Genomic DNA, 23,456 nt, shown 5'->3' with positions numbered 1-23,456 from the left:
TCGAACTCGTCCGCGTAGCTCCCGACGCCGCTGAGTTCGGGCGACGTGGCTGTGTCGACGTAGAACGTCCACACCGCATCCGCGCGGGCTGTAGTTTCCGACATCACGTCCACGGCGATCGCCGTGGTGACGTGACGTGTGAACGTGCCAGGCCCTTGAATGCCGGCCGCGCGACGCTCGCGAACTCCAGCAGCAATTTCTTCACGGCCACGTCGTACCTGTGCGGGGATACCGCGATCGGGATTGGCGGGCATGTTCCATTCGGCCTCGCGGGTGAACTGCTCCACGTAATCCTCGACCGAGCCGGTATCGGCAAGATGGGCGATGCGAGCGAGCGTTGAACGAATCTGTTCGGCAGGGCCCTCGGGTTGCATGCTGTCCTCCGTAGACGTGGGTGCGGCAGATCGCACGCTACAGCTCATGACGACAACGACGACGGCCTCGTCCCAGTGAGCGGCAATATTCTCCGGCGAGGGAGCGGCGAACTTTGAGATCACCTCGAGTTCAACCGTATTCGAGCCCGCAGCGTAAATGATTGAGTGTTCACAGTAGGCAGCGCCATGACGACTGCCGCGCCCGTAGGCTTGACCGACTCACAGGAGATCGCCATGTCCGTCACCGAACTCGAACGCGTCACTCAGACCCCGGAGCAGATCTACGCTGCCGGGGGAATCACTGTCCACAAGGTCGGTGAACTGATCGGCGCCCGCATCGACGGCGTACATCTCTCCGGGGATCTGTCCGAAGAAACCGCCTACGCGATCAACTATGCGCTGGCAGCGCACAAGGTTGTGTTCTTCCGTGGGCAGCAGCATCTCGACGACACGTCGCAGTACGAATTCGCCGGAACCCTCGGCACCCAGACCACCCCGCACCCCACGGTGAAGTCCAAGGGAGACAAGCTGTTGGTGCTCGACCGCGCTGCCAACAGTTGGCACACGGATGTGACGTTCGTCGACCGCATCCCGAAAGCCTCGATTCTGCGAGCTACGACCATTCCCGAGTACGGCGGAGCGACCACGTGGGCGTCCACGACCGCTGCGTACGACCAACTGCCGCCTTCGCTCAAGGTCTTGGTCGAGAATTTGCGGGCCGTTCACACCAATGCCTACGACTATGCCGAGGTTGTCGATCAGGCGAACCCGGTAGACGCGCAGCGCCAGGCCTACTACGCCGAATTCACCCGTGAGATCTACGAGACCGAACACCCGGTGGTGCGTATCCATCCGGCGACGGGGGAGAAGACCCTCCTGCTCGGTCACTTCTTCAAGGAGTTCGTCGGGCTCAAGCCGTCGGAGTCGGTCGCTCTTTACCAGATCCTGCAGGCACGAATCATCAAGTTGGAAAACACTGTTCGATGGAACTGGTCGGCCGGCGACCTGGCGATCTGGGACAACCAGGCGACTCAGCATTACGGTATCGCCGACTACGGGACTCAGGCCCGCAGTGTGCACCGAGTGACGTTGGCCGGCGACGTCCCCGTCGACGTCCACGGCGAGCAGAGTCGAATCCTCCAGGGTGACGCCGCGGAGTATTCGATCATCGCGGACATCGATCGGCTTCCCGGCTTCGCCGCGAACTGATCAGTCGTGCTGTGGGTGATCCGGCGGGAACATCTGTCCCCATGAGTGACTGCACGCTCGGCACGTCCATTCCGGGGTGTCCGGTCCCACGACGCAGCCCGTTCCGGCGAGCCACGGTAGGTGATCGAATGGATGGACCGGCATCCCCGGGGAACACTGAGCGGTTCTGTGTGCACCGCAGAGTGGGCACGACGGATTCTTCGACAGCATGTAGTCGATGAAGTTGGTGTGCCCGGACGTGGCCATCCTTCCGGTGCATTTGCGGCACAGGACGGCTGGGTAGTCGTCACCAGGTTCAGCCTGCCTGAAGATCCGTGATGCGGAATGAAAGTGAAGGCGATCGCCGCTGTTGAACTTTCGCAACGGCATCGGTGAGCTGCAACCTGTGCAGTTGCCCCGCTCGTTCATCAACGTTCGGGCGTGGGCAGCTGTGGACGTCGGATCCAGCGTGTCGATGTCGCCGAAGTAGTGCGCATAGTGTGACTGGCCGGCCGTGAGAATCCGGTCGGCCAGTGCGTCGTCGACCGGCCCTGGATCCGTGGGAAATGTGATGGACCATCGTTGTTCGAGTTCTGGAACGGTGGGCAAACCGTGGAGTTCGTACGGGCGTTCATCGACTTCCATCCGCGACGTGCCGTCGAAGGGCGCAGCCACGGTCTCGATGCAGAGCAGCGTGCGAGGAGTGGTGTCGAGAACAGTGATCAGCAGGTCGCCGATGGCCATCTTTCCGCGCATGATCCAGGGATCGACACGGGCACGGGGTTCGAGAAACGCGACCACGGCATCGAGCCACGGCGTGCCGAGTGCGATGAATACGTGCTGACCGGAGCTCCGCGTGATCATCGAACGATTCTCGCAAGGGCTGCCGACAACGTCAGGCTTTGACCACCTTGCGCCCGAGCAGCGATGCAACCAGTCCGTCGACGAAGGTCGCCTGACGGCCGAGAGGATCGGAATCCGCTCCCGCGACGCTGCCGATCGAAATCGATCTCGTCAGGCCGGTCTCGCTGATGAATTCGGCGGCGAGGTGCGCTTCTCGGAATGTGAGGCCGCCCAGATGCGTCGTGTCGTCGACGCCGAGAACACGCCCGTCGATGATGTCCAGGTCGAAGTGGACGTGGACGCCGTTCACACCCTGACCCGCCGCGGCGAGGACGCGAGGCATCAAGGCCGCCATGCCACGGCGATCGATCTCGTCGATCGTCACCAGCAATACCCCGTACTCGTCGAGTGCGCGCTTGTGATCGACCGTGGCGTTCTTGACGCCCACCAAGACGGTGTTCTCCAAGCTGGGGCCGTGCAGATCCACCGCCGACGACAGCAATTGTTCGATATCGCCGTGGGAGGCGAAAATAATTGCACCCAAATCGGTTCCGGGTTCGGTGGCGATCGGAATTTTGGTGTTCTGCCAGGCCTCGGCAGTGAGCCACAGCGGCAACGTCGTGAGATCCGCGGCGGCGTTCTCTCCTTGAATGCAGCTGAAACCGATTCCGGACATGTCTTCGCGTAGACCGTGATCGAGGAGATGGCTTGCCAGCCCGCTAGTTTCGAGGTCGATCAATTCGACGCTCGCATTGGCATCGATCGGTTCGGTGCCCAGGACGTAGCGCTTTTCGACGTAGGGCGATGTCATCGCCATCAAGAGCGCGCCGTAATCGATCGTGAAGTCGACGGTGCCACCCAGTCGGTATTCGTCGCCTGTTTCTCCGGCGTCGACGAGGAGGTGATCGCTACTGGCGCTGATCACCTTCAGGCGCGGATCGATCGGGGTCAAGCCTTCCGGCGAGATGTCTTCGCGGCCGATGGACAAGATCAGGCGTCGGCTCGGCTTGTCCTCGTTGTCGAAGACGGGGCGTCGGCCGAATGCGTCTTCCCCTGAGACTCCATACGGCCGCGACGGCTTGACCTTGGCCTCGATGATGTCCGCGGTGAGAGTGAAGGCATCGTTGTTCAGCAGTTCGTACAGTCCTGGGGGAGTAGGTGATTCGGCCAGTACGATGCTGGCGCCCAAACGCAGATGGTTGATCCCCTCGGGCATCGTGCCCGTCTCGAGTAGTGGCAGCGAGAACGTATTGCCGCCGGAAACGATCGGCAGTTCGATCGAGAACCGCTTCGTGATTTCGTCGGCTAGGTAGACCAGATTCGACAGGTTGTCGACGGTCGGTTGGATGCCGCCGACGCAGGCGAGGTTCGCGCCGATTCCGATCAGTCTGATGCCCTCGATGGGAAGGATTTCAGCGACTACGTCCAACGCCTCCGCCGGCAGGATCCCTTCGCGGAGATCTCCGAGGTCGATCATCAGCACGATGTCGTGGACGACTCCTCGCGTTTGTGCTGCTCTGCCCAGAGCAGCAATCGTCGTCAACTCGGAGTTGAGGCTGATGTCCGCGTAGCGGATCGTGTCGTCGATCTCGTTCAGCGACGGTGCGCGGATCAGCATCAGGGGAACGGTGATGCCGTCGCGGCGAATGCGGGCCAGGTTGTCCAGGCGGGAGTCGGCGATCTGCGTGACGCCGCCGCGGACCATTGCTCGTGCCACTTTGGGGGAGCCGCACGTAGATTTGCTGACACCGGCCACCGATATACCGTGAGCGCTGGACGCCTCGACGAGGACGCGCGCATTCTGTTCGATACGACGCAGGTCGACGGTGATGGTCGGTCCGGTCATGATCTCCCCGTTTTCTCCGAAGGCGGTTCACGATCCGGGCATTCCAGACCGGACGGTTGGCGTGAGCTGGACAACTTTGCTCCAACTGTTGTGTCGCAGGACACTTACGTGCAGTATGAGGATACAACAGTTTCCTACCAGGCACTCTAGAGGAGCGTCGATGGCTACTCTCGTCAAACACGTACTTCGGCGCAAGCCGGCTTTGCAGATAGACCAGGAGACCGGCGCAGATACCAACGGCGGTGAGCTGACCCGCAGTATCGGTTTGGCGCAGTTGTCCATGTTCGGCATCGGCGCCACGATCGGCACCGGTATCTTCTTCGTCCTCTCGCAGGCAGTCCCGGTTGCGGGTCCGGCAGTGATCATCTCCTTCGTTGTTGCCGGTATCGTCGCGGGACTCACGGCGATCTGTTACGCGGAGTTGGCCGGAGCTGTCCCGGCGTCGGGCTCGTCGTATTCCTACGCTTACGCGACGCTCGGAGAGCTTCCGGCCATGGCCGTCGGCGCGTGTCTGCTTCTCGAGTACGGAGTCTCGGCCGCGGCGGTGTCCGTTGGATGGTCGCAATACTTGAACCAGCTGCTTGGCAACCTCTTCGGGTTCCAGATCCCCGACGCGCTGTCACAAGCGCCGGAGCAGGGCGGCATCATCAATCTGCCCGCAGTGATCCTGGTGTGCCTGTGCGGTGTTCTGCTCATTCGCGGCGCCAGTGAATCGGCCAAGGCCAACGCCATCATGGTCTCGATCAAACTCGCGATTCTGCTGCTCTTCATCGTGGTCGGCATCGCCGGATGGAACAGCAATCACTTCGCCGACTTCGCACCGTTCGGATTCAGCGGCGTCATGTCCGCCGCCGGAATCATCTTCTTCTCCTATATCGGCCTCGACGCAGTGTCCACCGCCGGTGAAGAAGTGAAGAACCCTCGTCGCAATCTCCCTCTCGCGATCCTCATTGCACTCGTGTCCGTCACCGCGATCTACATCGCCGTTGTCGCCGTGGCGATCGGTGCACAGGATTCCGCATCGTTCGAAGGTCAGGAAGCCGGACTGTCCGCTATCCTCGAACAGGTGACCGGATCTACCTGGCCGGGAACACTTCTGGCCGCCGGTGCGGTGATCTCGATCTGCAGCGTCACGCTCGTGGTCATCTACGGTCAGACCCGCATCCTGTTCGCGATGTCACGCGACGGCATGATTCCGTCGATCTTCCACAAGGTGAACCCGCGGACTCTGACGCCGGTGCCCAACACCATCATCGTCTGCGTCGTCATCAGCATTCTGGCCGGATTCATTCCGATCAACTTTCTCGCCGAAATGACCAGTATCGGAACCCTGGTGGCCTTCCTCGTTGTCTCGATCGGGGTCATCATCCTGCGGCGCAGTGACCCGGACCTGCCGCGCAGCTTCAAAGTTCCCGGCTATCCGGTGACGCCGATCCTCTCGATCCTGGGTTGCCTGTGGATCATCAAGGACCTCCGAACCGTCACGATCTACGTGTTCCTCGTCTGGGTGACCGTCGCGATCATCTGGTACTTCGCCTACGGTATGAAGCACTCGCGCCTCGGTGCGAAGAACCGCGCCGAATTGGGATCGGAGTCCGACTCATGACGCTGCTCGCGGGATACGCACCCGACGGTGACAGTTCCGGAACCGTCCATCTGGCAACGCTGTTGGCACGCTCGTCCGGTGAACCGTTGGTGATCTGCGCGGTGATTCCCTCGCCGCCACCGCCCGGGATGGCGCGGGTCGACGCCGAATACCACCAGCAGTTGCGAGCCGAAGCCGAAGCGGCACTGGCGAAAGCGCGGGCAGACATGCCCTCCGATGTCGACGTGACCTATGTCGTGCATGAGGCTCAGTCGACGTCGAGTGGCCTGCTCGATCTCGTTCACGAGCACGAAGCCAAGATGATCGTCCTGGATTCGTCTACGGCCGGGGTGTTCGGTCACGTGGCTCTCGGCAGTGTCACCTCACGCTTGCTGCACAGCTCCGACGTTCCGGTCGCCCTGGCGCCGAGGGGATTTCGAACCAAGCCCGGTGAGGTGGTTCGCCGCGTCACCGCCGCATACTCGGGCACACCCGATCAAGACGATCTGGTGCTCGCCGCCGCGACCGTGGCTGCGCGTGTCGATGCCGGACTCAGACTGGCGGCGTTTGCAGTTCGCGCAAACGCGCAGTACACGACCACACTCGGGACCGAGGGGGATTCACCGATCATCTCCGAGTGGGCCGAGGTGGTCGAGCGCGAGACCAACGCTGCCTTCGAGCGCGTGCGTGCACTGCCCGAAATACCCGACGTCATGGAATCGGTTATCAGCCATGGTCGTAACTGGGCCGAGGCGCTCGAGGGCGTCGAGTGGGACCGAGGTGACGTTCTGACTGTCGGCTCGAGCAAGGCAGGTCCACTGGCGCGGGTGTTCCTCGGCAGTCGGGCGGCGAAGATCGTGCGGTACTCACCGGTTCCGGTGGTGGTGGTCCCGCGATCGGCGTCGACCCGAATAGTCGATCAGGCCGAAGCGGAATAGAGATCAGGGCCGACGAGCGGAGTGCTTGTCGGCCCTGATCTTTCAGACGGAGCGAGCGAAGAGCGCGGGCTCGGAGCCGGGAACCTGAGAGACCTGCTCTCGGGCAACCAGATGGCGAAGATGAGCTGCGCCCTCGGACAGCGCCATCGTCTTTCCCATCGGGGAGATCTCGGCCCACGGCTTGTACCACTTCATCTTTGCCGCGACGTCCCACACGGTGAGCTTGTCGTCGGCGAACTCCTGGAGCAGGTGATCGAGTCGCTCCTGGTGATGCTCGATCAGCTCGCCGGCGCGACCTCCGACGTCGTCGATCGGAATGCCGTGAGCGCCGAGACCGCGGGTGATGTTCATGTTCTGCACCCGTGCGAGCGAGTCGAGGAAATCGGCGAGGGCGTCCCGCTCGTCGAGTGGGTACACGAAGTTTCCGACGTGTGGTGTCGTCTTCTGCAGGACGTGATCGCCGGTGAACATGACGTCGGCGTCGTCGAGGTAGAAGCAGACATGCCCAGGCGTGTGGCCGGGGGTGTAGACAACGCGGAGGCCACGGCCGGTGAGTGCAATGATCTCGTCGTCCGCGAGAAGGCGGTCGGGGGCCGACTCGGGGCCCACGGGAGACTCGCCCGCGGCAGCAAGCCGGAATGCATCGCGGTCGGCTGCGGGTGCTCCAGCGCGTTCCATGTTCTCGAGCTGATATGCCATCCACTCGTCGTTACGCGCAGTCGACATCTGATCGAACAGGTAGTGGTCGTCCTCATGCATGGCGATCCAGGCGCCGGATGCCTCGCGGACCCGGCCGCACAGTCCAGTGTGGTCCGGATGGAAGTGCGTGACCACGACGCCCTCGATGTCGGTCACCGAATGCCCGATCTCGGCGAGCCCTGCGTTTAGGCCCTGCCAGCCGTTGTCGTCACCCCATCCGGCGTCGACCAAGATCAGTCCGCCGGGGGATTCCATGGCGTAGACGAGCGTGTGCCCGAGCGGGTTGTCCGTGATCGGGACAGGAATCTGAAATATGCCATCACCGATGGCTGCCGCACCGTTCATATCAAGTACCTCTTAACGATAAGGGAACGCACTCTTAGTACTTCATGTTTACCGTGCGCTCGATTGGTCGGTGACACAGGTCCTGCCTGGCGGGAGTTCGGCATGTTTTCGGTCGACTTCGGATCGGTGAGAGTTTTATCGACTGAATGGTCTCATTGAGGTGAAAAATGTTGCTGAATAGAGTGTTTCGCGAGTTCGTTGCGTTGGGCGCGTCCTCGGATGGCAGATCCGTCGAGCCGCCGCGCACTAGCCTCCGAGGGACAGGCGCGCTGTGCGGTTATCGAGAAAGACGGGTCATGCGTTTTCAGGTTCTGGACATCATTTTCAACCCACCCCATCCAGTGACCGGCGAGGAAGTTGCCCCGTCCGATCGGCTCAACCGCGTCGTCGAACTGGCGGTTCTCGCCGAAGAACTGGGTATCGATTCGTTCTCGGTGGGTGAGCGCCACGCCGGGCCGGTTCTTTCGTCGGCGCCAACCGTCGTTTTGGGGGCAATTGCGCAGGCCACAGACAGAATCCTGCTCTCGACGGGTGTCACCGTTCTGTCGCTACTCGACCCGATTCGAGTCGCCGAAGATTTCGGAACCATCGATCAGCTGAGCCGGGGACGTCTCGAGATTGTGATCGGCAAGGGCAACGAGGTCCTTCAATACCCGCTCCTCGGCCTGGATATCGCCAAGCAGTACGAATACCTCACCGAGAACTACGAACTCCTCAAACTGCTGATCAGCGAGGAGAACGTCAAGTGGGTGGGAACTCACCGACCATCGCTCGAGGACGCGACGACCCTACCGCGTCCCTACGACGGACCGTTCCGTATCTGGCACGGATCGGCCACCTCATTCGAGGCCGTCGAACTCGCGGCGAAGTGGGGCGACCCCATCGTCACCGCCAACGCCTTCCAGCCTCGTGAGAACTACAAAGTGCTGATCGACCACTACCGCGAGCAGTACCTGGCGTACGGACACGACCCGTCCAAGGCGTACGTCGGCTCGGGTTCGGGTGGATTGTTCCTCGCCGATACCACCGAGCAGGCCATCGAAGAGTTCCGTCCGATCTACGAGGGCGCCGTTGCACAAGCTGACAAACGCAAGCACGACCCCAAAGCGGTCGGAAAGTCGACGAGCTTCCGGACGATCGAGGAAGCCGTCGACCGCGGGCCGGCGTTGGTCGGGTCTTCGGAGCGAGTCGCCGAGAAGATCCTCGATTATCACGAGAGTTACGGCCACGATTTCCAATCGGTGTCGGTCAATCACGTGCTCGACTTCGAGCAGCAGAAGGACACGCTGCGCCGATTTGCGGAAGAGGTTATCCCGCTGGTGAAGGCGGAACTGTCGACGACGCTGTGGACCTCGGCCGACAAAGATCGGGCGAAGGGTTTCACCGCCGTCGATTGAGCGGAGAAGCCTGACTGTCGGGTAAGCAGGTCCGGCGCTGCGACCGCTCACGAGCTGCAGTAACTTGTTACCGACATCGCGGTCGGTTTTGACTGCAATGAAAGTATCCGTGAGTGGGAGTAGTGCGTTGACGTTGGGTGTGAACTCGCTTCCCGCGAACGAGCTGAGTCAGACGCTGTGGGTCGATCTGTTTCCTTGGTTGGACGACTACGTATCCGATCGTGCTGCGCTGCTCGAGCCGCTGGCCCCGTCGCCTGATTGGTGGTTCAGCGAAGCGCCGTCGTTCACTGTTCTCGAGGTCGATCTCGAGAAGGTTCTCTCCGAGCTGGCGTCCCTCTACATCGCTCACCACGCGGCAGCGGTATTACAAGAGAGCTTTCCGCTCCTTGGTGAAGATCTCCCGCTGGAGGTGTTGAGTCTCGATACTCGCGCAGTGACGGCGTTGTCACGGCTCACCACCGACAAAGCAATCGGCGGACTGCTGACGCACACGACCGCTGAGATCTTCGGCGTGCGCGGAACTAGCGAACAGACGGTGCACGACATAGTGCTCAACCTGTTGGTCTGTGCGGTCATGACGACTCCGCTCGCCCGCGTCGAGACCGCTGAGGAAGCAGTTGCCCCACCCGCGATCACAGCGCTGCTCGACGATCTCGCTCAGCTGGCAATGTGGCGACGGGTCCGAGGCCAGGACAGCAGACCACTCGTCACCGTCGAGATCGACGATGAATCTCCGGCCTCGATTCAGGAAGTTGCCGCCCGGATCTCGGCTCTGACGCCAAACGACTTGCCCGACACCGACCGTACTGACGCGATGGACGAGATCGACAATCTCTTCTCGCAGCTGGATGAGCGGGAGTCGTTGGTGTTGCGTGAGCGGATCGTGGCGCGAGTTCCGCAGCGCAGGGGAGCGATCGGAGCCAAGCTCGGAGTGGGCTCGGGGCGAGTCGGGCAGATCGAGGCCGACGTGAAAGCCAAACTCAACGCGGCGTGCGGATTCGGGACGGCGGTGGGGAACCTGCTTGGCAGCCTGCGCGTCGAGATTCAGCCGGTAGCTTCGCTTGATCGCCTCCTCGACGTGCATCCGAGCATCGCGGCGGAGGTGCCTGGTTACGGAGTTCCGCTGTGGTTGGTTCTGGACCGTCTCGACGACTACTTCGAGGTGACTGACGGTTGGGCTGCCGCTCCGGGCGTCGCGGAGGCCAAGAAACGCACTCAGACCTTGCTGGAAGACTTTGAGTCCCCCAACGGTGTGGTTGCACTCGACGACGTCGCCGAAGTGGTGTCGATGTCACGCGGCGAACTGGAGAAGTGGCTTGCGTGGTGCGGGGTCGTCGTAGTGGCGGAGTCTGCGCTGACGCGTGCGCGTCGGATCTCCGATCTGGCAGTCGGCGCGCTCGAAGCCGTCGGATCGCCGAAGACCGTCGTCGAGCTAGTGGACTTGCTGAAGTCCGATCGCAGTGACCGGTCGATCGAGCGCGCGCTCGAGGCCGACGATCGCGTGACGCTCGACGGCGCAGTGTGGCGGCTGCACGCCTGGGGAAGTGCGGATTCCGTTGGGGAGGAATCGGTTTCTTCGGGAGAGGCTGAAGGAACCAGTGAGTTCAACATTGGTGGTGACGGGATCGTCCGGCGCAAGCGGACACGTAACACTGCGAAGACGCCAGAGTTGACTCGCCGCCTGTACCGGTCAGGCAGTACGTGGCGGTATCGACTGACCGTGACCTCCGATCATCTACGGGGTTCCGGGTTTGCGGTGCCCGCCGGTGTTGCGGTCGCTGCGGGCTGTGCGCGCGGCGAGACCATCGAGTTGGAGAGCCACCTCGGCGTTCAAGCAGTTCGGTGGACTGGAGCACAGCCGACGTTCGGCACTATCCGCCGATTCCTGCGTGAACTCTCCGCTGTCGAGGGCGAAGACGTGCTGCTCGAGCTGTGGCAAGACGGAACCTTCCGCGTGGTTCGACCGGCGATCGTCCACTCTGACCTCGACCCACTACGTCAGGCACTCGCAGAGGTTGGCAATCGCGAGCCATTGCGAACTGCCGAGAGACATGTGGTGCGGATCCTTGCCGAAGCCGTGTGTCTGGACGGCGAAGACCGTCCACGAAAGATACTGCGCGCGTACGAAGATCGTGGTGAGGACGTGATTCTGGACTTCTTGGAGGCGGCGTGGAGGCGCGGCGAAGCATCCGAAATCGACGAGGCAGAGGGTAAGGATCCATCTCATGACTGACGTCGCGGACACCCGCATAGTAGGCACCAAGATCCTTGCGGCGGACGAGTCCCTTGCCGGCGCCATCGGTTTGCACCACACCATCGCGACAGCGCTCGCCGATCTGATCGACAACAGCCTCGACGCCTCGGCCTCCCACGTGCTGATCAGGTTCGTTCAGGACGGCACACGGATCGTGTCGATGATGGTGATCGACAACGGCTCCGGCATGGACAGTGACACCATCGATGCTGCGATGACCTACGGCCGTCGACGCGACTATGCCGCCGAGGACCTGGGTCATTTCGGTGTGGGGATGAAGGCAGCGTCGTTGAGTCAGGCTCGTTTGCTACGAGTGTGGTCTCGAAAGTCGGGGCACCCGACGCAGGGCCGCGAGATCGACTCCGCCTCAGTGCAGGGGCGTCAGTTAGTTGCGGTGATCGAGGACCGGCAAGCCGCCGAATTCTTCGATGCAGTCACGCCTCGCTTTCCGTTCGACACCGGAACTATTGTCGAATGGCGCGGCATCACAACCTTTCTCATGTCCGCACACGCGGACGAGCAGACCAGCTGGCTCGAACAGACCATCAACGACGTGCGCAGTCATCTCGGCGTCGTATTTCACCGTCTCATCGAATCCGGCCGGATTGCTCTGACTGTCGATGTCTTCGACGTCGAAGCGGGACGCGCTGGCGCGCTGCGCAAGGTCAGCGCCATCGACCCGTTCCGGTATCCGCGCACCGGTGACCTCAACTACCCTCGGACACTTACCGTGTCGATCGCCGGTGCCGCAGTAACCGCCGAAGCTCACGTGTGGCCCGCTCGGAGTAATGCACCGGAATTCCGTATCCACGGCGCCCCCGGCCGCGATCAGCAGGGGCTCTACTTCTATCGGCACGATCGACTCCTGCAGATCGGCGGCTGGAACGCGATAGTGCGGGGTCGACCGGATTACGGATTGGCACGAATTACCGTCGATCTGAACGATTCTCTGCTGCAGCACATCACAATCAATCCCGAGAAATCGGGGGTGACGCTTGATGCCACTGCGTCGGCTGCCGTCGACGGGGCCGTCTTCACGGAGGGGAACGGTGGATTCCGCTCGTATTTGAGCGACGCCGAGCGCGCGGTGCGGGCAGCCCGTAGTTCTGCACCTCGGCCGATCAGCGTCATCGAGCCGGCATCCGGCTTTCCGGAAGACGTGCTCGATTCCTTCAGCGACGCCTTCGAATTCAGTGTCGGCGATGATCCTGTTGCCGTGGGTTGGCGAGCTTTGGCGCGTGATCAGTTCTTCGAAGTCGACCTCAAGACTCGTACTTTGTGGATCAATGCGCGTTTTCGGCGTGATCTGCTCGGACGTCGCAGTCTCGACCCGGCTGATGCTCCGGTGCTCAAGACTCTTGTCTTCCTGTTGGTGAGTGAGATGTTCGAAGGAACCAGAATCGGCGCTCGTCAGAGGGAAAAGTTGCAGGCGTGGCAGGAAGTGTTGATTTCCGCAGTGGCAGCGCACCGGGAGCAGGTAGTGCAGTGAGTGATGAAGTATTCCGTGCGGTTGCACGTGAACTCGGTGACGGGTTTCCGCCCGAGAACGTGCTGTACCCGGTCAACGCGCGCCTGCGAGCGAGCTATCCGGACGGCCTGACCATCGCGGACATCATCGATGTGTTCCTCGACGACAGTGCTGTCGGTGTACGAACGGCGCTCACCTCGCGTCTGCGGCAGTGGGATGCGGAAAGTGTCGAGACGTGGGTGGGCTCGACTGTTCCGCAAAGTCCGGAACGGCGGGCTCGGATCTACGATTTGTTGGGATTGCCGGTCGACGCGCACGCCGAGATGGATGCGCGCTTCCCTCGCGAAGGTGGGCCCGTTGTCATTGCGGCTCAGCAGCCGTGGGACCCCTGGTACACCTCCGAGCGCCGGCGCGAGCACGATTTCTATTGGCGCGCTTACAAGCGAGTTTTAGCCGACAAGAACTGGGACGAGGCGACAATCGGAAAGCTGGACATCGCAACGACCGAGGTTGTGCATCGACTCGCCGACCCAACCAGGCCGGAGCCGTATCAGTCCAAAGGTTTGGTGGTCGGCTACGTCCAGAGCGGGAAGACGGCGAATTTCAGTGGCGTAGTGGCCAAGGCGATCGACGCTGGATACCGCTTGGTCATCGTTCTGACCGGCACGATCGAGATTCTCCGGAGCCAGACTCAGCGACGCCTCGACATGGAATTGGTCGGTCGTCAAAACATCAGTGCCGGTGTGGACGACGACTACGCCAACGACGAGGACTGGCGAAACGGGAACTTTCTCGAACACGAAATCGATCCGAACAAGACTAATGAAATCCCGGCTATCCGCCGGCTCACCACCTCGACCTTTGACTACAAGAGCCTGCTCGCGGGCCTGAGCGCACTGCACTTCGAAACAGTGGATCACTCCCTTCCTCTGAATGATCCGAAGAATCTGTACCCGAGCAATATTCGTATCGCGGTCGTGAAGAAGAACGTCTCCAGCCTCAAGAAGCTGGTGGCCGATCTGAAGAAAGTCCCGACCGAACTCGATCAGATCCCTGCCCTGATCATCGACGACGAAGCCGATCAGGCATCGGTGAACACAATTGATCCGAAGAAGATGAAAACCGAGCAGATCGAGCGGACGGCAATCAACGGTCAGATCGCTGAGATCCTCGGTCTACTCAAACGTGCCCAGTACATCGGTTACACCGCAACACCTTTTGCCAATGTGTTTGTCGATCCGGAAGACAGCGTCAACGTCTTTCCTTCGGACTTCATCGTCAGTCTCGAGCGGCCCGGCCCGTACATGGGTGGTGCGGACTTCCACGATCTCGACGATCTCGAAGGCGACGACAAGACTCCGGCCAATTCGAACCAGAAAGCGTACGTACGGGATCTCCGGGCCGAGTGCGACGAGGATCGTTCTGCCGAACAATTGCGGGCTCTCGACTCGTTTGTCCTGACCGGGGCGATCAAGCTTTTCCGGGAATCGAAGGGCGCCAAGCAGTATCGGCACCACACGATGTTGGTGCACGAATCGGTGAAGCAGGCCGAGCACGACGCTGTGGCCAACGATTTCAAGGCCTTGTGGAAGTCGGCGGGGTACAGCCAGGCAAAGAGTCTCTCGAGGCTGGAAAAGCTCTGGTCCGAGGACTTTGCTGTGGTGAGTGCTGTGCGTGGTAGCGGGTCGGCTAATCCCAGCTCGTTCGGTGTGCTGGAGGAGTTCATCGGCGCCGCCTACGACAAGATTTCCGAGGGAACCAGCCCCGTCATCGTGGTCAATGGTGCGGCCGAGAAGGACTACAAACAGGACTCCCTCGATTTCCAGGAACGCGGCGTGTGGAAGATTCTGGTCGGCGGCACGAAGCTGAGTCGCGGCTTCACGGTCGAGGGCCTGACCATCACTTATTACACGCGTCGAACGGGCCAAGCTGACACATTGATGCAGATGGGACGATGGTTCGGATTCCGCCCCGGGTACCGAGACTTGGTGCGCCTGTTCATCGGCCGCACGGTTGGCGGACCCGCCGGCGCGGACTACGACATGTACAAGGCGTTCGAGGCGATCGTTCGGGACGAGCAGGAGTTCCGGAACGAGCTCACCAGATTCAGCGGCGTGAACGAGAAGGGCGAACCGTGGGTCACTCCACGCGATGTGCCGCCGATGGTGTTTCAGCAGCTGCCGTGGCTCAGACCAACGGCTCGAAACAAGATGTTCAACGCCGATCTGGTTTATCGAGGCATGGGTGGTGAAAGTTTCAGCTTCACGATGCAGCCCCCGCGAGGCGACGGTTCGATCAACGCTCGGCACTTCGACGCGGTTGCACCATTATTGAAGTCGTTGGGCGAAACAGGGTCCTTCAATTTCGTTGACAAGGATGATGTTTCGCGATCGTTCACTGCGCGATACGGCATTGTCCCTGCCCATGTGGTGTTAGAGGCCGTCGACCAGTTCGAGTGGGCGAACGGGTGGGATTTCGGTCCCCACCGCGAAGCGCTCTCGACCGCAATCGAATCCGGATTGCTCGAAGACTTCGCAGTTCTGCTGCCGTACCCCAAGACCCGGGAGCCGATCGAGATCAAGGGTTGGCACGAGAAACTTCCGATCGTCAATCGCAAGCGTCAGGAACGCGAGTACCGAACAGGTTTCACCGGTACGGCCGTCCGTGAGCGCGATGCGATCGAGCACATTGCGGGCAGCCCGAAGAAGAACGGTGGACCGCTTGCGGGTGCACTTCATCGGAAGACTCGCGGTGCATTGATTCTGGTATTGGCGAACGATCCGGCTCCTCGTCAGTTGAAACGGGCACAGGCTGGTCCCGTGGACTCGCGCGATTTTGCGACGTTGTTCTCGTACGCGCTTCCGCACGCGGCGGAGCCGTTGGGGCGAATCGGTTTTCGGGTGAAGCAGTCAGGGACAGGGGCGATCGTCGATGCGAACTAGGTGTGTTGTGGTGGGAGACAGGAATGGGTTCTGATGGCTAAGACGATTGCGACGATCAACCTCAAGGGCGGCGTCGGTAAGACGACGATCACCGCGGGGTTGGCCGAGTTCATGTCGCTCGAATTCGGTCAGCGCGTGCTGTTGATCGACCTCGATGCGCAGATCAATCTGACGACGATGATGATCAGTGAGGATCACTGGCTCGAACTCAACAAGCAAGGGCTGACCAGCGCAACCATTTTCCGCGACGCCGTCGATGGCACGTCGAACTTCGATCTTGAAGCCTCGATTCAGCGCGGAGTTTCTCCGGTCAAGCGAGTGACGGGTGTGGATCTGCTTCCCTCATCTCTCGATTTGATCGAGCTACAGGAGGAGATCAGTGCCCTTCGGGTTGCTGATCGGAACTCCACCAAGCCGGTTGAATTGTTGAGGGATGCCGTCGCCCCGGTGATGCCGTACTACGACTACGTTCTGATCGATTGCCCGCCGAATCTCGGGCCGATCACACTCAACGGATTGGCCATGGCTGACGGCTACGTGATCCCCACGATCCCGGATGTGCTCTCCACGTACGGCATTCCGCAGATCCAGACGCACATCGCGAAGTTCGGCAAAGAACTCGGCCGTGAACTCTTCGAACTCGGGTTGGTGATCACCAAGTACAAGTCCAACTCGGCGGTGCACCGCACGACTGTGCGAAATCTTCGACGCGATCCCAACGTCCCTCACGTATTGCCGGAGTATCTCGCGGAGTCGAATCAGATTGCCGCGTCGGCGGAGTTTCACCCGTACAGCACTTTGAAGGTGAAGTACGGCAATGCAGGTCAGTTCGATCAGATGCGTGCAAGTACGCAGAACATTCTCACGGAAGCGCAGGCGAAGCTATGAGTGCGGGTATCGATGAGGCGCGTCGTCGCGTGCAGGTGCAGGAAACCGGTGCAGCGCTCCTCAAGTTGGGAGCAACCAATGCCTCGGCATCGGTGTTGCTGGCCAAACTGGTTCAGGTAGTTGCAGAGGAAGCTGCCCGTACCCCGCGCTTCGCGAAGGCAATCGAAAGCGCTTTCGCAGTTCCGTCGGATGGATCCGCCGTTGTGGTACCTGCTTCTGCGCCGGCGCCGCGTCGTCGTGCTGCGGCTCCGAAGGTGAAGCGGGAGCCGGGGGCTTTCGACCCGTTCGAGGTCTTCAAGCTTGATGGGGAAGAGGCTCTCTTGGAGCGTCTTTCGGCCCTCGATGCCGACGGGATCAAGGACATCATCGCGGAGCAGGAAATGGATACGCACAAGGAGACGGGTCGCAAGCGCAAAGTGGATGTGCTTGCGATCTGGACTGTCGAGCGGGTGAAGACTCTTACCTCGAAGGGGAGTGCGTTCAGGTAGGGGCTGGTGACGCCTTGACTCTCTGGCCGATTCAGAATCCCCACCGACTGCAAACTTCTCCGGTTATGTACCCATCGCGGCATCCGAAGTAGGTCTGAATGCAACCCGACGTCGAGCATCCTGATTCGGCGACGCCTTGTTGGTTTTGGATAACTTCAGCCGGAGTTGCGGTTCTCACGGTAGTAACTGGCACGGTTGCATTCGGATCTGGATATGAACCACCCGTGTACGGATTTCGGCAGACAGTCCCGTCGCAATTGAAGGTATTTGCCTGGCGCTCGCTCTCCAAGTATTTGTTTCCTCCGAGTTGATCGAAGCACCACTGTGAAAATGCCATCGTTCCGTCGCTCATCCGCGCAGGGCCGGGTGTGCCCTGTAGACATTCGACCACGACCGGCGCCGCGGGAGTAGGCGCTTCGGTGGTGGGTGGAATGGATTGAACAGCAGTCGCGGTTACTGACGTGACCACGACGTCGGATGTGATTGGGGTAGTCGGGGGATTCGCTGTAGCCTCCGATCGAGGAGTGGACGAGGCTGCGGTCGTCGAGGGTGCGGTTTCGGCTGGAGGTGTCGAGCAGGCTGAGAGCGCCAGTAGACCTGCAAGCGCGACGAGTGTGCAGGCGTGCCGAGTCTTCATGAAAGCCGATTTGTGCCAGTAATTTTGACTCACCATTAGCTCCTGAGGTGTGGGTGTGATGCACTTGCTGAAAGTCGGTTGTGGCTGTAGTTCTTGGTCCGCTGGCTTTGCGTATTTTTGCACGGTGCAAAAATGACCAGCTAGCTGCTGAACTTCGGTGCCTGAGCCTGGATTCGCATATCGCTCAGCGTTAGGTTGGTCCGAACAACGGTCCATTCCCATCCGTTCGCCGACCGGCCGACTGAGTGCGTGAGTGCTGCTGATACGGAAGAAAACTCGCGCCCACCAGCGAAGATCGCACCGTCATGTCGAACGCGGGCTCGATGGACAAGGTTCTTCTTCGGTTCGCGATAGACGAGTTCGTCGTCGGGTTGTAACAATCCTTGATTGAGGAGGACCTGAATTGTTTCGGTGTAGTGTTTTCGCTTGATTGCGGGATCTGGAGGCTGAGATTCTTTGGCAAGTGCTGCAACATATATCTTTTCGATTGTCAGAGGATTTCGTTCGATAATGTTGAGATAGCCCGGCAACAGTCTTAAACCTGATTCAACGTGGTCGGCCCTGAGCTGACCTAGCCCGAAGAAAGCTGACGGCAGACTGGCAATTTGTACAGAGGTCAGCACAGTGCCGATCGGCATCGATCTGAACACTTCGTTGACATGGCTGGCGATATCCACCTGAGGCGGGGCAGGAGGTGTTATTCGAGGTCGGTCGTTCGGCGTGGGTCGACTTGAAGGGACCGAGACTGGAACAGGGATGGAGAGCGGGTGCGGCCACTCTTTGCAGAAGGAATCGGCAAGTCTGACACTCCGCTGCAGAATTTGCTGGGGCCCGAAATCGAGTGGAAGCAGTTGGTTGACTCCAGATGGGGTGGTCTCCAGAATCAATGACCGTCGTTTCTCCCAAGACGCAGTGGAAGCTGTTGCGCCAAGCTTCTTCGGCAATAGCGTTAGGTTGCCTAACGTGTCGAGAATTTCGTCTGGAGCGTCCCGAAGATTGGGTGCTAGAAGGTATTCGATAGCCAGGTCAGAGGTAGCGGACTCTTCCGTGGGTGCCAGCGCTCGATTGCATCCACCCAGCACGAGTCGAATTCGTGCTCGGGTCAGTTGGCGGTAAATCGGTTGCGTAAGGAGTACATCTTGAACGGCCTCGTCGGTCGGCCAAAACCCGGATTCCGCGGACTGGTTTAGCAGGTACTCGCGGATCGTCGTGGTAGGAGGTTCTGTTCGCCGCTTCAGTAGGTGGAGGAGCTCAAGCATCATGCGGTTGTAGTTTTTGCTGGTCAGTCTGGATACCATTCGGCGGACCAGCCATGATTCGAGCAGTTGAAGGGCTGCACTTCTCTCGTGTGATGGATAGCTGTCAAATAAGAACAACAATACTGGTGTGATCACGGTTGTATCAAGCACGCTCAGGCGGGAGAGGAAGAGTGTCTCATCGGAACTTTCACCCTTCGATTCCGTGAGGTTCTCGTAAATGCTGCTGAATCGCTTGATCTCGGACATCAGATCCGGAATTCTTTCGCGACTAAGCGTTGCTGTGAAGGTGCGAAATTGAGTGAAGAGTGCTGGTGCCAGGATCTCCTTGCCCAGCCGCATCGTCAGATAGTGGGCGAAAAAGGCGTCGAGCCGCGATCGGTTCAGTCGGCCTTGCCGGATCTCTGATTTCCATGCCTTCGATTCCAACGGTTGCCAGTAGAGGTTGTAAAGGGTCTCGGGGTCATGGCCGTAAGACTCTGCTAGTTGGAATAGGAGATTCTTGATGAGATCGCTCGGAAGCAGGGGTGTGCCACGGTCATTGAGGCTCTCAAAGATCACTTGTGCATTGTCGTGCTGGCTGAGATTGATGACGACTAGTTGCAGCCCATCGCGGAGGACGTTTACCAGCGAATTGGCAGCGGAATCTTGGGCCTCGGATCCAACGAACTCTTCGAGCCATTGGAGGGCACGTCGAAAGAAGTACCTGTATGCGTCAAGGAGTACCGAATCAGAATCGCTGTCGGTGAGTAGTTCGTCGATCTGGTGCTGAGTGTCCGCCACGATGATGGTTGAAAACGGACCACGATCGGTTAACGTCGGCCAGACTTTGAAGCGTGCATGGCGGTCAGTGGATAGTTCGTCTTGGTTACGTGTGAGCTGGCGCAGTGCATTTATGTATCGGTCGGGAACACCTCGCGTCGTAAATGCATCTCTCACTGCTGCAAGTAGCACTTGCAATGTGGTGAGGCGCTGTTGACCGTCCACAACTTGACGCGACGGAATCGAGCCTTTCGTGGCCTTGAGATGATCCAGAACTACCGCCCCGAGGAAGTGAGGATTGGCGTCGTCGTCATCCGCGAACAGCGTCACCATGCTCGCGACGTCGTTCCATAGAGGTTCCCAGTTACGATCTTCTTTCCATACGTATGGTCTTTGAAAGATCGGGACGATCAGACACTCGTCCGAACCAAATATTTCTCGGATGGTGTGGGGTCGAGCATCCATTGCGCATCCTTGGTGTCGGTGTGTGGTGATATCTCTAGGGAACAAAATGACACGTTAGTCGAGCTGTCTGACATGAGGGAGGGGCGCCAAGTGCTAACCGTGTCGTCGCGCGTGCTGAACTTGCTACGGGAAGTCCCCGAGTCTTCGGTAGAGGAATTGGTAGGCCGGCTCGCGGAATCGAGTTGCACGGCCAGTCTGGTGGAGCGAATATTGTTCGACCACCCGGACGTGTTTGATCATGATGGCGGCATGTCTCGCAAGTGGCATGTGCTGAGCGGGAGGGCGTTCCCGATTGCACGCAACTACCTTGAACAGCCACTAAGAAAGTGGCAGGAACATGCGCTTCAGGAGTGGATTGTGGCGGGGCGAGGTGGCGTTGTAGAAGCTGTCACGGGAACGGGTAAGACGGCCGTCGGCGTGGCTGCGATTGCAGATGCGTATTCGAGAGGGCTCCGGAGCCTGGTTCTAGTGCCTGGAATAGACCTGATGGAGCAATGGCATTCAGTCCTTCAGCGAGCTGTCCCAAACACAAAAATTGGTCGGCGAGGTGACAAGTTCAGGGATACGCTTGACTCGCATCGCATTTTGATCTCGACCGTTCAATCCGCAGTTCGCGGTGAATCGTTCCCTGCTACCTCCGGTTGTCTGCTGGTGGCGGATGAAGTGCACCGTTACGGGGCTTCGGCTTTTGCGCGGGCACTGACCGATGACTTTCAGGAGCGGCTCGGTTTGACGGCGACCTATGAACGCAGTGATGATTCGATCGATACAATACTGAGTCCCTATTTCGGATCGACCATCGACGGTTGTGACTACCGGCGTGGTTACGAAGAGGGGATCCTCGCTCCTGTCCGAGTAGTGAACATAGCGGTTCAGTTCACTCCGAAGGAGCGTCACGATTACGAAGATGCTGACGAGCGGGCAAGGTCCGCGCGCACGAAGTTGATCAACAACTGTGGCATCCCCGCCGAGCCGTTCGGGCTATTCATGAAAGAAGTTGATCGACTATCGAATGACGAAAATGCCGGTCCTGCAACATTTCTGGCGCGAAAGTTCATGAAGGCATTCAATGATCGGCGCTCTATTCTCGCTCAGAGCCATGCAAAGCTGGATCTGCTCAGACAGATTGGCTCCGCAATGCGGGGGCCTGCTCGGTCGATTCTCTTTTCTGAGACAGTGGCGGCCGCTGAAGCGGCGGCAGCGATGATCGCAGACCAAGGTGTTGCTGCGGAAGCGATGACTAGTGGGATGAAACCTGCTGAACGAGCAGCGTTGCTGGGACGATTTAGGGTCGGCGAGGTGGTTGCACTTGCGACGCCGCGGCTTTTGGACGAGGGAATTGACGTACCAGAAGCAGAACTCGGGCTCATTCTCGCGGCAAGTAGAAGCCGGCGTCAGATGGTCCAGCGGATGGGCCGGATCATTCGGCCCAAACATGATGGCCGCCATGCGATCTTTGCAATTGCGTATGTCGAAGGTACCTCGGAGGATCCGGCGTCGGGTGCGCATGAAACATTTCTTAGACAGATCTTGGACATTGCCGACGAGGTACGTTCAGTAAGCGGTGCAGATGCAGCAGCTTTGCTGAGACGTTGGTTGTTGGAGCGTCCAGAAGACGTAGAAATGAACATTGCTGCAGAAGTACTAGATGCGGCTGTGAAAAGCGATCCGACCGAGTTCGATCCGGATCATGCAGCCGTGACTGCGTCGGAGTCCAATAGCTGGACGAAGGAAGCCATCCTCGACGTTTTCGACGATTTTGAGGGGCTTGCAACTTGGGATGAACTGATTGAATTATTGCCTGATGACGAGATCCGAAAAACTCTTATGGCAGGAAACTTGGAAGGACGCATCAGCTGGACCTTGGTTGATGGCGTGTTGGTCGGTGACGGTGGGCAGGACCGGACGAGTCGGAAAGATCGTGTTGCGCGGCTGTGGGCGCTCAGGGATACCCGAGCAGCTATCGCGCCCAATCCCGGACTGAAGCAGCTGCGCTGTGCTGCGAATGGCACTCCGCTCGAGAGTGTTTCTCTTCAAAGGTTGGCAGAACTATGGGAGTCTTTGGCAGGAAGTAGCTCTCAGGTACTCGAATCACGGGTCGACCATTCGGCGCCCGGCGTCGAGGTCGTTGCTGATAAACCTCCTAAGCAAGCAGTCGTGCCCCCAAGTGATCAGGAACTTCGCGCCCTGATCGAAGCAATCGAAGCGCAGGGCGGTGGAGCCACTTTGGTCGAGAACTCACGTCGGACTGCTTTGACTGTCATTGGCTCAGACGGTATCCGTCGCGTTGCGCGAGTGCTGGCCCCCACAGCAGGTGATTGGTTCGCATCGAAAGATGACGGAAATCGATCGCTTGATGACACTCACGCCACGTCGTGGATCTTTGTCGATCCCTCTGAACAGCCCCAGGCCCATTACATATGTTCGGCCTTCGATATTTCACGGTCGGTCCGCAACGAAATCGACGAATGGATGATCGCGAATCCGGGACTGACACGTCAAGTGCATCCGATTCCGCGATCGATTGTGGTGAGCGGCCGCGATCGCTGGGACTACATTGGGTGTGGCACTGGTGGTGTTGCAAAGACAAATATCGCAGTCCCACGAATTGCTCTGACGTCGCCGTTGCCTAAAACTCCGGCGAAGCATGCGACCAACTCGAATTCAGTAGGCCAGAATTCATTGTCGCTGAGAGCAAGCACTCGGAAGGTCGTCGTACGGACGCTGGCGACCAAGAACAGCATTCGCATCTATATGGATGTTGAGGGATACCGTGTCGTGGCGCTCTACGACCAGGTTGGGGGCGGAGTAAAGGTCACACGCGCTGCTGGGTTCCAAGTACTGGAAGGGCGAACGTTCGCAGATCCGGGTGGCGCGGCGACTGCTGCCAAATCGGTAATTGCCGGCGACGACGTCGAATGCAATGGATGGATCGATTGGATAGTTGACGACGGATCTGGAATTTCATTGGCACAATCAGTCGGCAAAGGGCGCTAACGATTAGTAATTTGGCGCCTGGCCCGGGTCGAAAACCGACGTGTCGGCCCCATGCGCGATGATATCCAGGTGAGATTGGTGCCC

Annotated in this window: 15 protein-coding genes; 10 read left to right on the top strand and 5 right to left on the bottom strand. The window is 59.7% G+C overall.

All coding sequences use genetic code 11. The features are described 5' to 3' along the window. On the bottom strand, nt 1–497 hold a 497-nt coding region (locus ABX74_RS16465; RefSeq protein WP_223257943.1), incomplete at its 3' end, for a nuclear transport factor 2 family protein. Nucleotides 498–608: 111 nt separating this feature from the next. On the opposite strand from ABX74_RS16465, the gene ABX74_RS16460 reads away from it, so the two are divergent. Next, on the top strand, nt 609–1,583 hold the full coding sequence (locus tag ABX74_RS16460) for a TauD/TfdA dioxygenase family protein (protein WP_047889253.1): 975 nt from the start codon (nt 609–611) through the stop codon (nt 1,581–1,583). On the opposite strand, the gene ABX74_RS16455 is transcribed toward ABX74_RS16460, so the two are convergent. Continuing rightward, nucleotides 1,584–2,426, bottom strand: coding sequence for a hypothetical protein (locus ABX74_RS16455; protein ID WP_047889246.1), 843 nt, complete (start codon nt 2,424–2,426; stop codon nt 1,584–1,586). 31 nt (nt 2,427–2,457) lie between these two features. Next, on the bottom strand, nt 2,458–4,251 hold the full coding sequence (locus tag ABX74_RS16450) for an alanine racemase (protein WP_046378865.1): 1,794 nt from the start codon (nt 4,249–4,251) through the stop codon (nt 2,458–2,460). A gap of 160 nt (nt 4,252–4,411) precedes the next feature. On the opposite strand from ABX74_RS16450, the gene ABX74_RS16445 reads away from it, so the two are divergent. Together ABX74_RS16445 and ABX74_RS16440 are read left to right on the top strand one after the other, a co-directional pair. After that, on the top strand, nt 4,412–5,857 hold the full coding sequence (locus ABX74_RS16445) for an amino acid permease (protein ID WP_047889245.1): 1,446 nt from the start codon (nt 4,412–4,414) through the stop codon (nt 5,855–5,857). Continuing rightward, the gene (locus ABX74_RS16440; protein ID WP_003940649.1) at nt 5,854–6,774 is read left to right on the top strand and encodes a universal stress protein; all 921 of its coding nucleotides are present in this window, start codon (nt 5,854–5,856) and stop codon (nt 6,772–6,774) included. The genes ABX74_RS16445 and ABX74_RS16440 overlap by 4 nt, the downstream gene beginning before the upstream one ends. A 42-nt stretch (nt 6,775–6,816) precedes the next feature. On the opposite strand, the gene ABX74_RS16435 is transcribed toward ABX74_RS16440, so the two are convergent. Beyond that, nucleotides 6,817–7,818: an MBL fold metallo-hydrolase gene (locus tag ABX74_RS16435; protein ID WP_047889244.1), complete on the bottom strand. Its 1,002-nt coding sequence runs from the start codon at nt 7,816–7,818 to the stop codon at nt 6,817–6,819. A gap of 296 nt (nt 7,819–8,114) precedes the next feature. Between ABX74_RS16435 and ABX74_RS16430 the strand changes: the two genes are divergently transcribed. The 6 genes from ABX74_RS16430 (at nt 8,115) to ABX74_RS16405 (ending at nt 17,255) form a co-directional block, all read left to right on the top strand. Beyond that, nucleotides 8,115–9,215, top strand: coding sequence for an LLM class flavin-dependent oxidoreductase (locus ABX74_RS16430; RefSeq protein ID WP_003940656.1), 1,101 nt, complete (start codon nt 8,115–8,117; stop codon nt 9,213–9,215). A gap of 109 nt (nt 9,216–9,324) precedes the next feature. Continuing rightward, nucleotides 9,325–11,448 (top strand): hypothetical protein, encoded by a 2,124-nt coding sequence (locus tag ABX74_RS16425; RefSeq protein ID WP_223257942.1) that lies wholly within the window; start codon nt 9,325–9,327, stop codon nt 11,446–11,448. Further along, nucleotides 11,441–12,958 carry an ATP-binding protein gene (locus ABX74_RS16420; protein WP_047889242.1) on the top strand — a complete coding sequence of 506 codons (1,518 nt, stop codon included), beginning with the start codon at nt 11,441–11,443 and terminating at the stop codon, nt 12,956–12,958. The genes ABX74_RS16425 and ABX74_RS16420 overlap by 8 nt, the downstream gene beginning before the upstream one ends. After that, nucleotides 12,955–15,879 (top strand): Z1 domain-containing protein, encoded by a 2,925-nt coding sequence (locus tag ABX74_RS16415; protein ID WP_047889241.1) that lies wholly within the window; start codon nt 12,955–12,957, stop codon nt 15,877–15,879. The genes ABX74_RS16420 and ABX74_RS16415 overlap by 4 nt, the downstream gene beginning before the upstream one ends. Before the next feature lie 33 nt (nt 15,880–15,912). Beyond that, nucleotides 15,913–16,767: a ParA family protein gene (locus tag ABX74_RS16410; protein WP_047889240.1), complete on the top strand. Its 855-nt coding sequence runs from the start codon at nt 15,913–15,915 to the stop codon at nt 16,765–16,767. After that, nucleotides 16,764–17,255 carry a hypothetical protein gene (locus ABX74_RS16405; protein WP_047889239.1) on the top strand — a complete coding sequence of 164 codons (492 nt, stop codon included), beginning with the start codon at nt 16,764–16,766 and terminating at the stop codon, nt 17,253–17,255. The genes ABX74_RS16410 and ABX74_RS16405 overlap by 4 nt, the downstream gene beginning before the upstream one ends. A 777-nt stretch (nt 17,256–18,032) precedes the next feature. On the opposite strand, the gene ABX74_RS16395 is transcribed toward ABX74_RS16405, so the two are convergent. After that, nucleotides 18,033–20,375 carry a DUF262 domain-containing protein gene (locus tag ABX74_RS16395; protein ID WP_047889237.1) on the bottom strand — a complete coding sequence of 781 codons (2,343 nt, stop codon included), beginning with the start codon at nt 20,373–20,375 and terminating at the stop codon, nt 18,033–18,035. Nucleotides 20,376–20,465: 90 nt separating this feature from the next. Here ABX74_RS16395 and ABX74_RS29715 point away from each other — a divergent pair, with 90 nt between their 5' ends. Further along, complete coding sequence (locus ABX74_RS29715; RefSeq protein WP_189637340.1) at nt 20,466–23,372, top strand: DEAD/DEAH box helicase; 2,907 nt, start codon at nt 20,466–20,468, stop codon at nt 23,370–23,372. Nucleotides 23,373–23,456: the final 84 nt, after the last annotated feature.

The sequence above is a fragment of the Rhodococcus sp. ARP2 genome (genome assembly GCF_001029585.1).
Lineage (GTDB): Bacteria > Actinomycetota > Actinomycetes > Mycobacteriales > Mycobacteriaceae > Rhodococcus_F > Rhodococcus_F erythropolis.
Note: the sequence above shows the minus strand (reverse complement) of the source record. Positions and strands in the feature narration are given on the sequence as shown.

Bases quoted from the DNA above. Each gene is read 5' to 3' on its own strand.
- ABX74_RS16395 (WP_047889237.1), bottom strand. From the start codon at position 20,375: ATGGATGCTCGACCCCACACCATCCGAGAAATATTTGGTTCGGACGAG.
- ABX74_RS16445 (WP_047889245.1), top strand. From the start codon at position 4,412: ATGGCTACTCTCGTCAAACACGTACTTCGGCGCAAGCCGGCTTTGCAG.
- ABX74_RS16410 (WP_047889240.1), top strand. From the start codon at position 15,913: ATGGCTAAGACGATTGCGACGATCAACCTCAAGGGCGGCGTCGGTAAG.
- ABX74_RS16460 (WP_047889253.1), top strand. From the start codon at position 609: ATGTCCGTCACCGAACTCGAACGCGTCACTCAGACCCCGGAGCAGATC.
- ABX74_RS16405 (WP_047889239.1), top strand. From the start codon at position 16,764: ATGAGTGCGGGTATCGATGAGGCGCGTCGTCGCGTGCAGGTGCAGGAA.
- ABX74_RS16455 (WP_047889246.1), bottom strand. From the start codon at position 2,426: ATGATCACGCGGAGCTCCGGTCAGCACGTATTCATCGCACTCGGCACG.
- ABX74_RS16440 (WP_003940649.1), top strand. From the start codon at position 5,854: ATGACGCTGCTCGCGGGATACGCACCCGACGGTGACAGTTCCGGAACC.
- ABX74_RS16420 (WP_047889242.1), top strand. From the start codon at position 11,441: ATGACTGACGTCGCGGACACCCGCATAGTAGGCACCAAGATCCTTGCG.
- ABX74_RS16450 (WP_046378865.1), bottom strand. From the start codon at position 4,251: ATGACCGGACCGACCATCACCGTCGACCTGCGTCGTATCGAACAGAAT.
- ABX74_RS16430 (WP_003940656.1), top strand. From the start codon at position 8,115: ATGCGTTTTCAGGTTCTGGACATCATTTTCAACCCACCCCATCCAGTG.
- ABX74_RS16435 (WP_047889244.1), bottom strand. From the start codon at position 7,818: ATGAACGGTGCGGCAGCCATCGGTGATGGCATATTTCAGATTCCTGTC.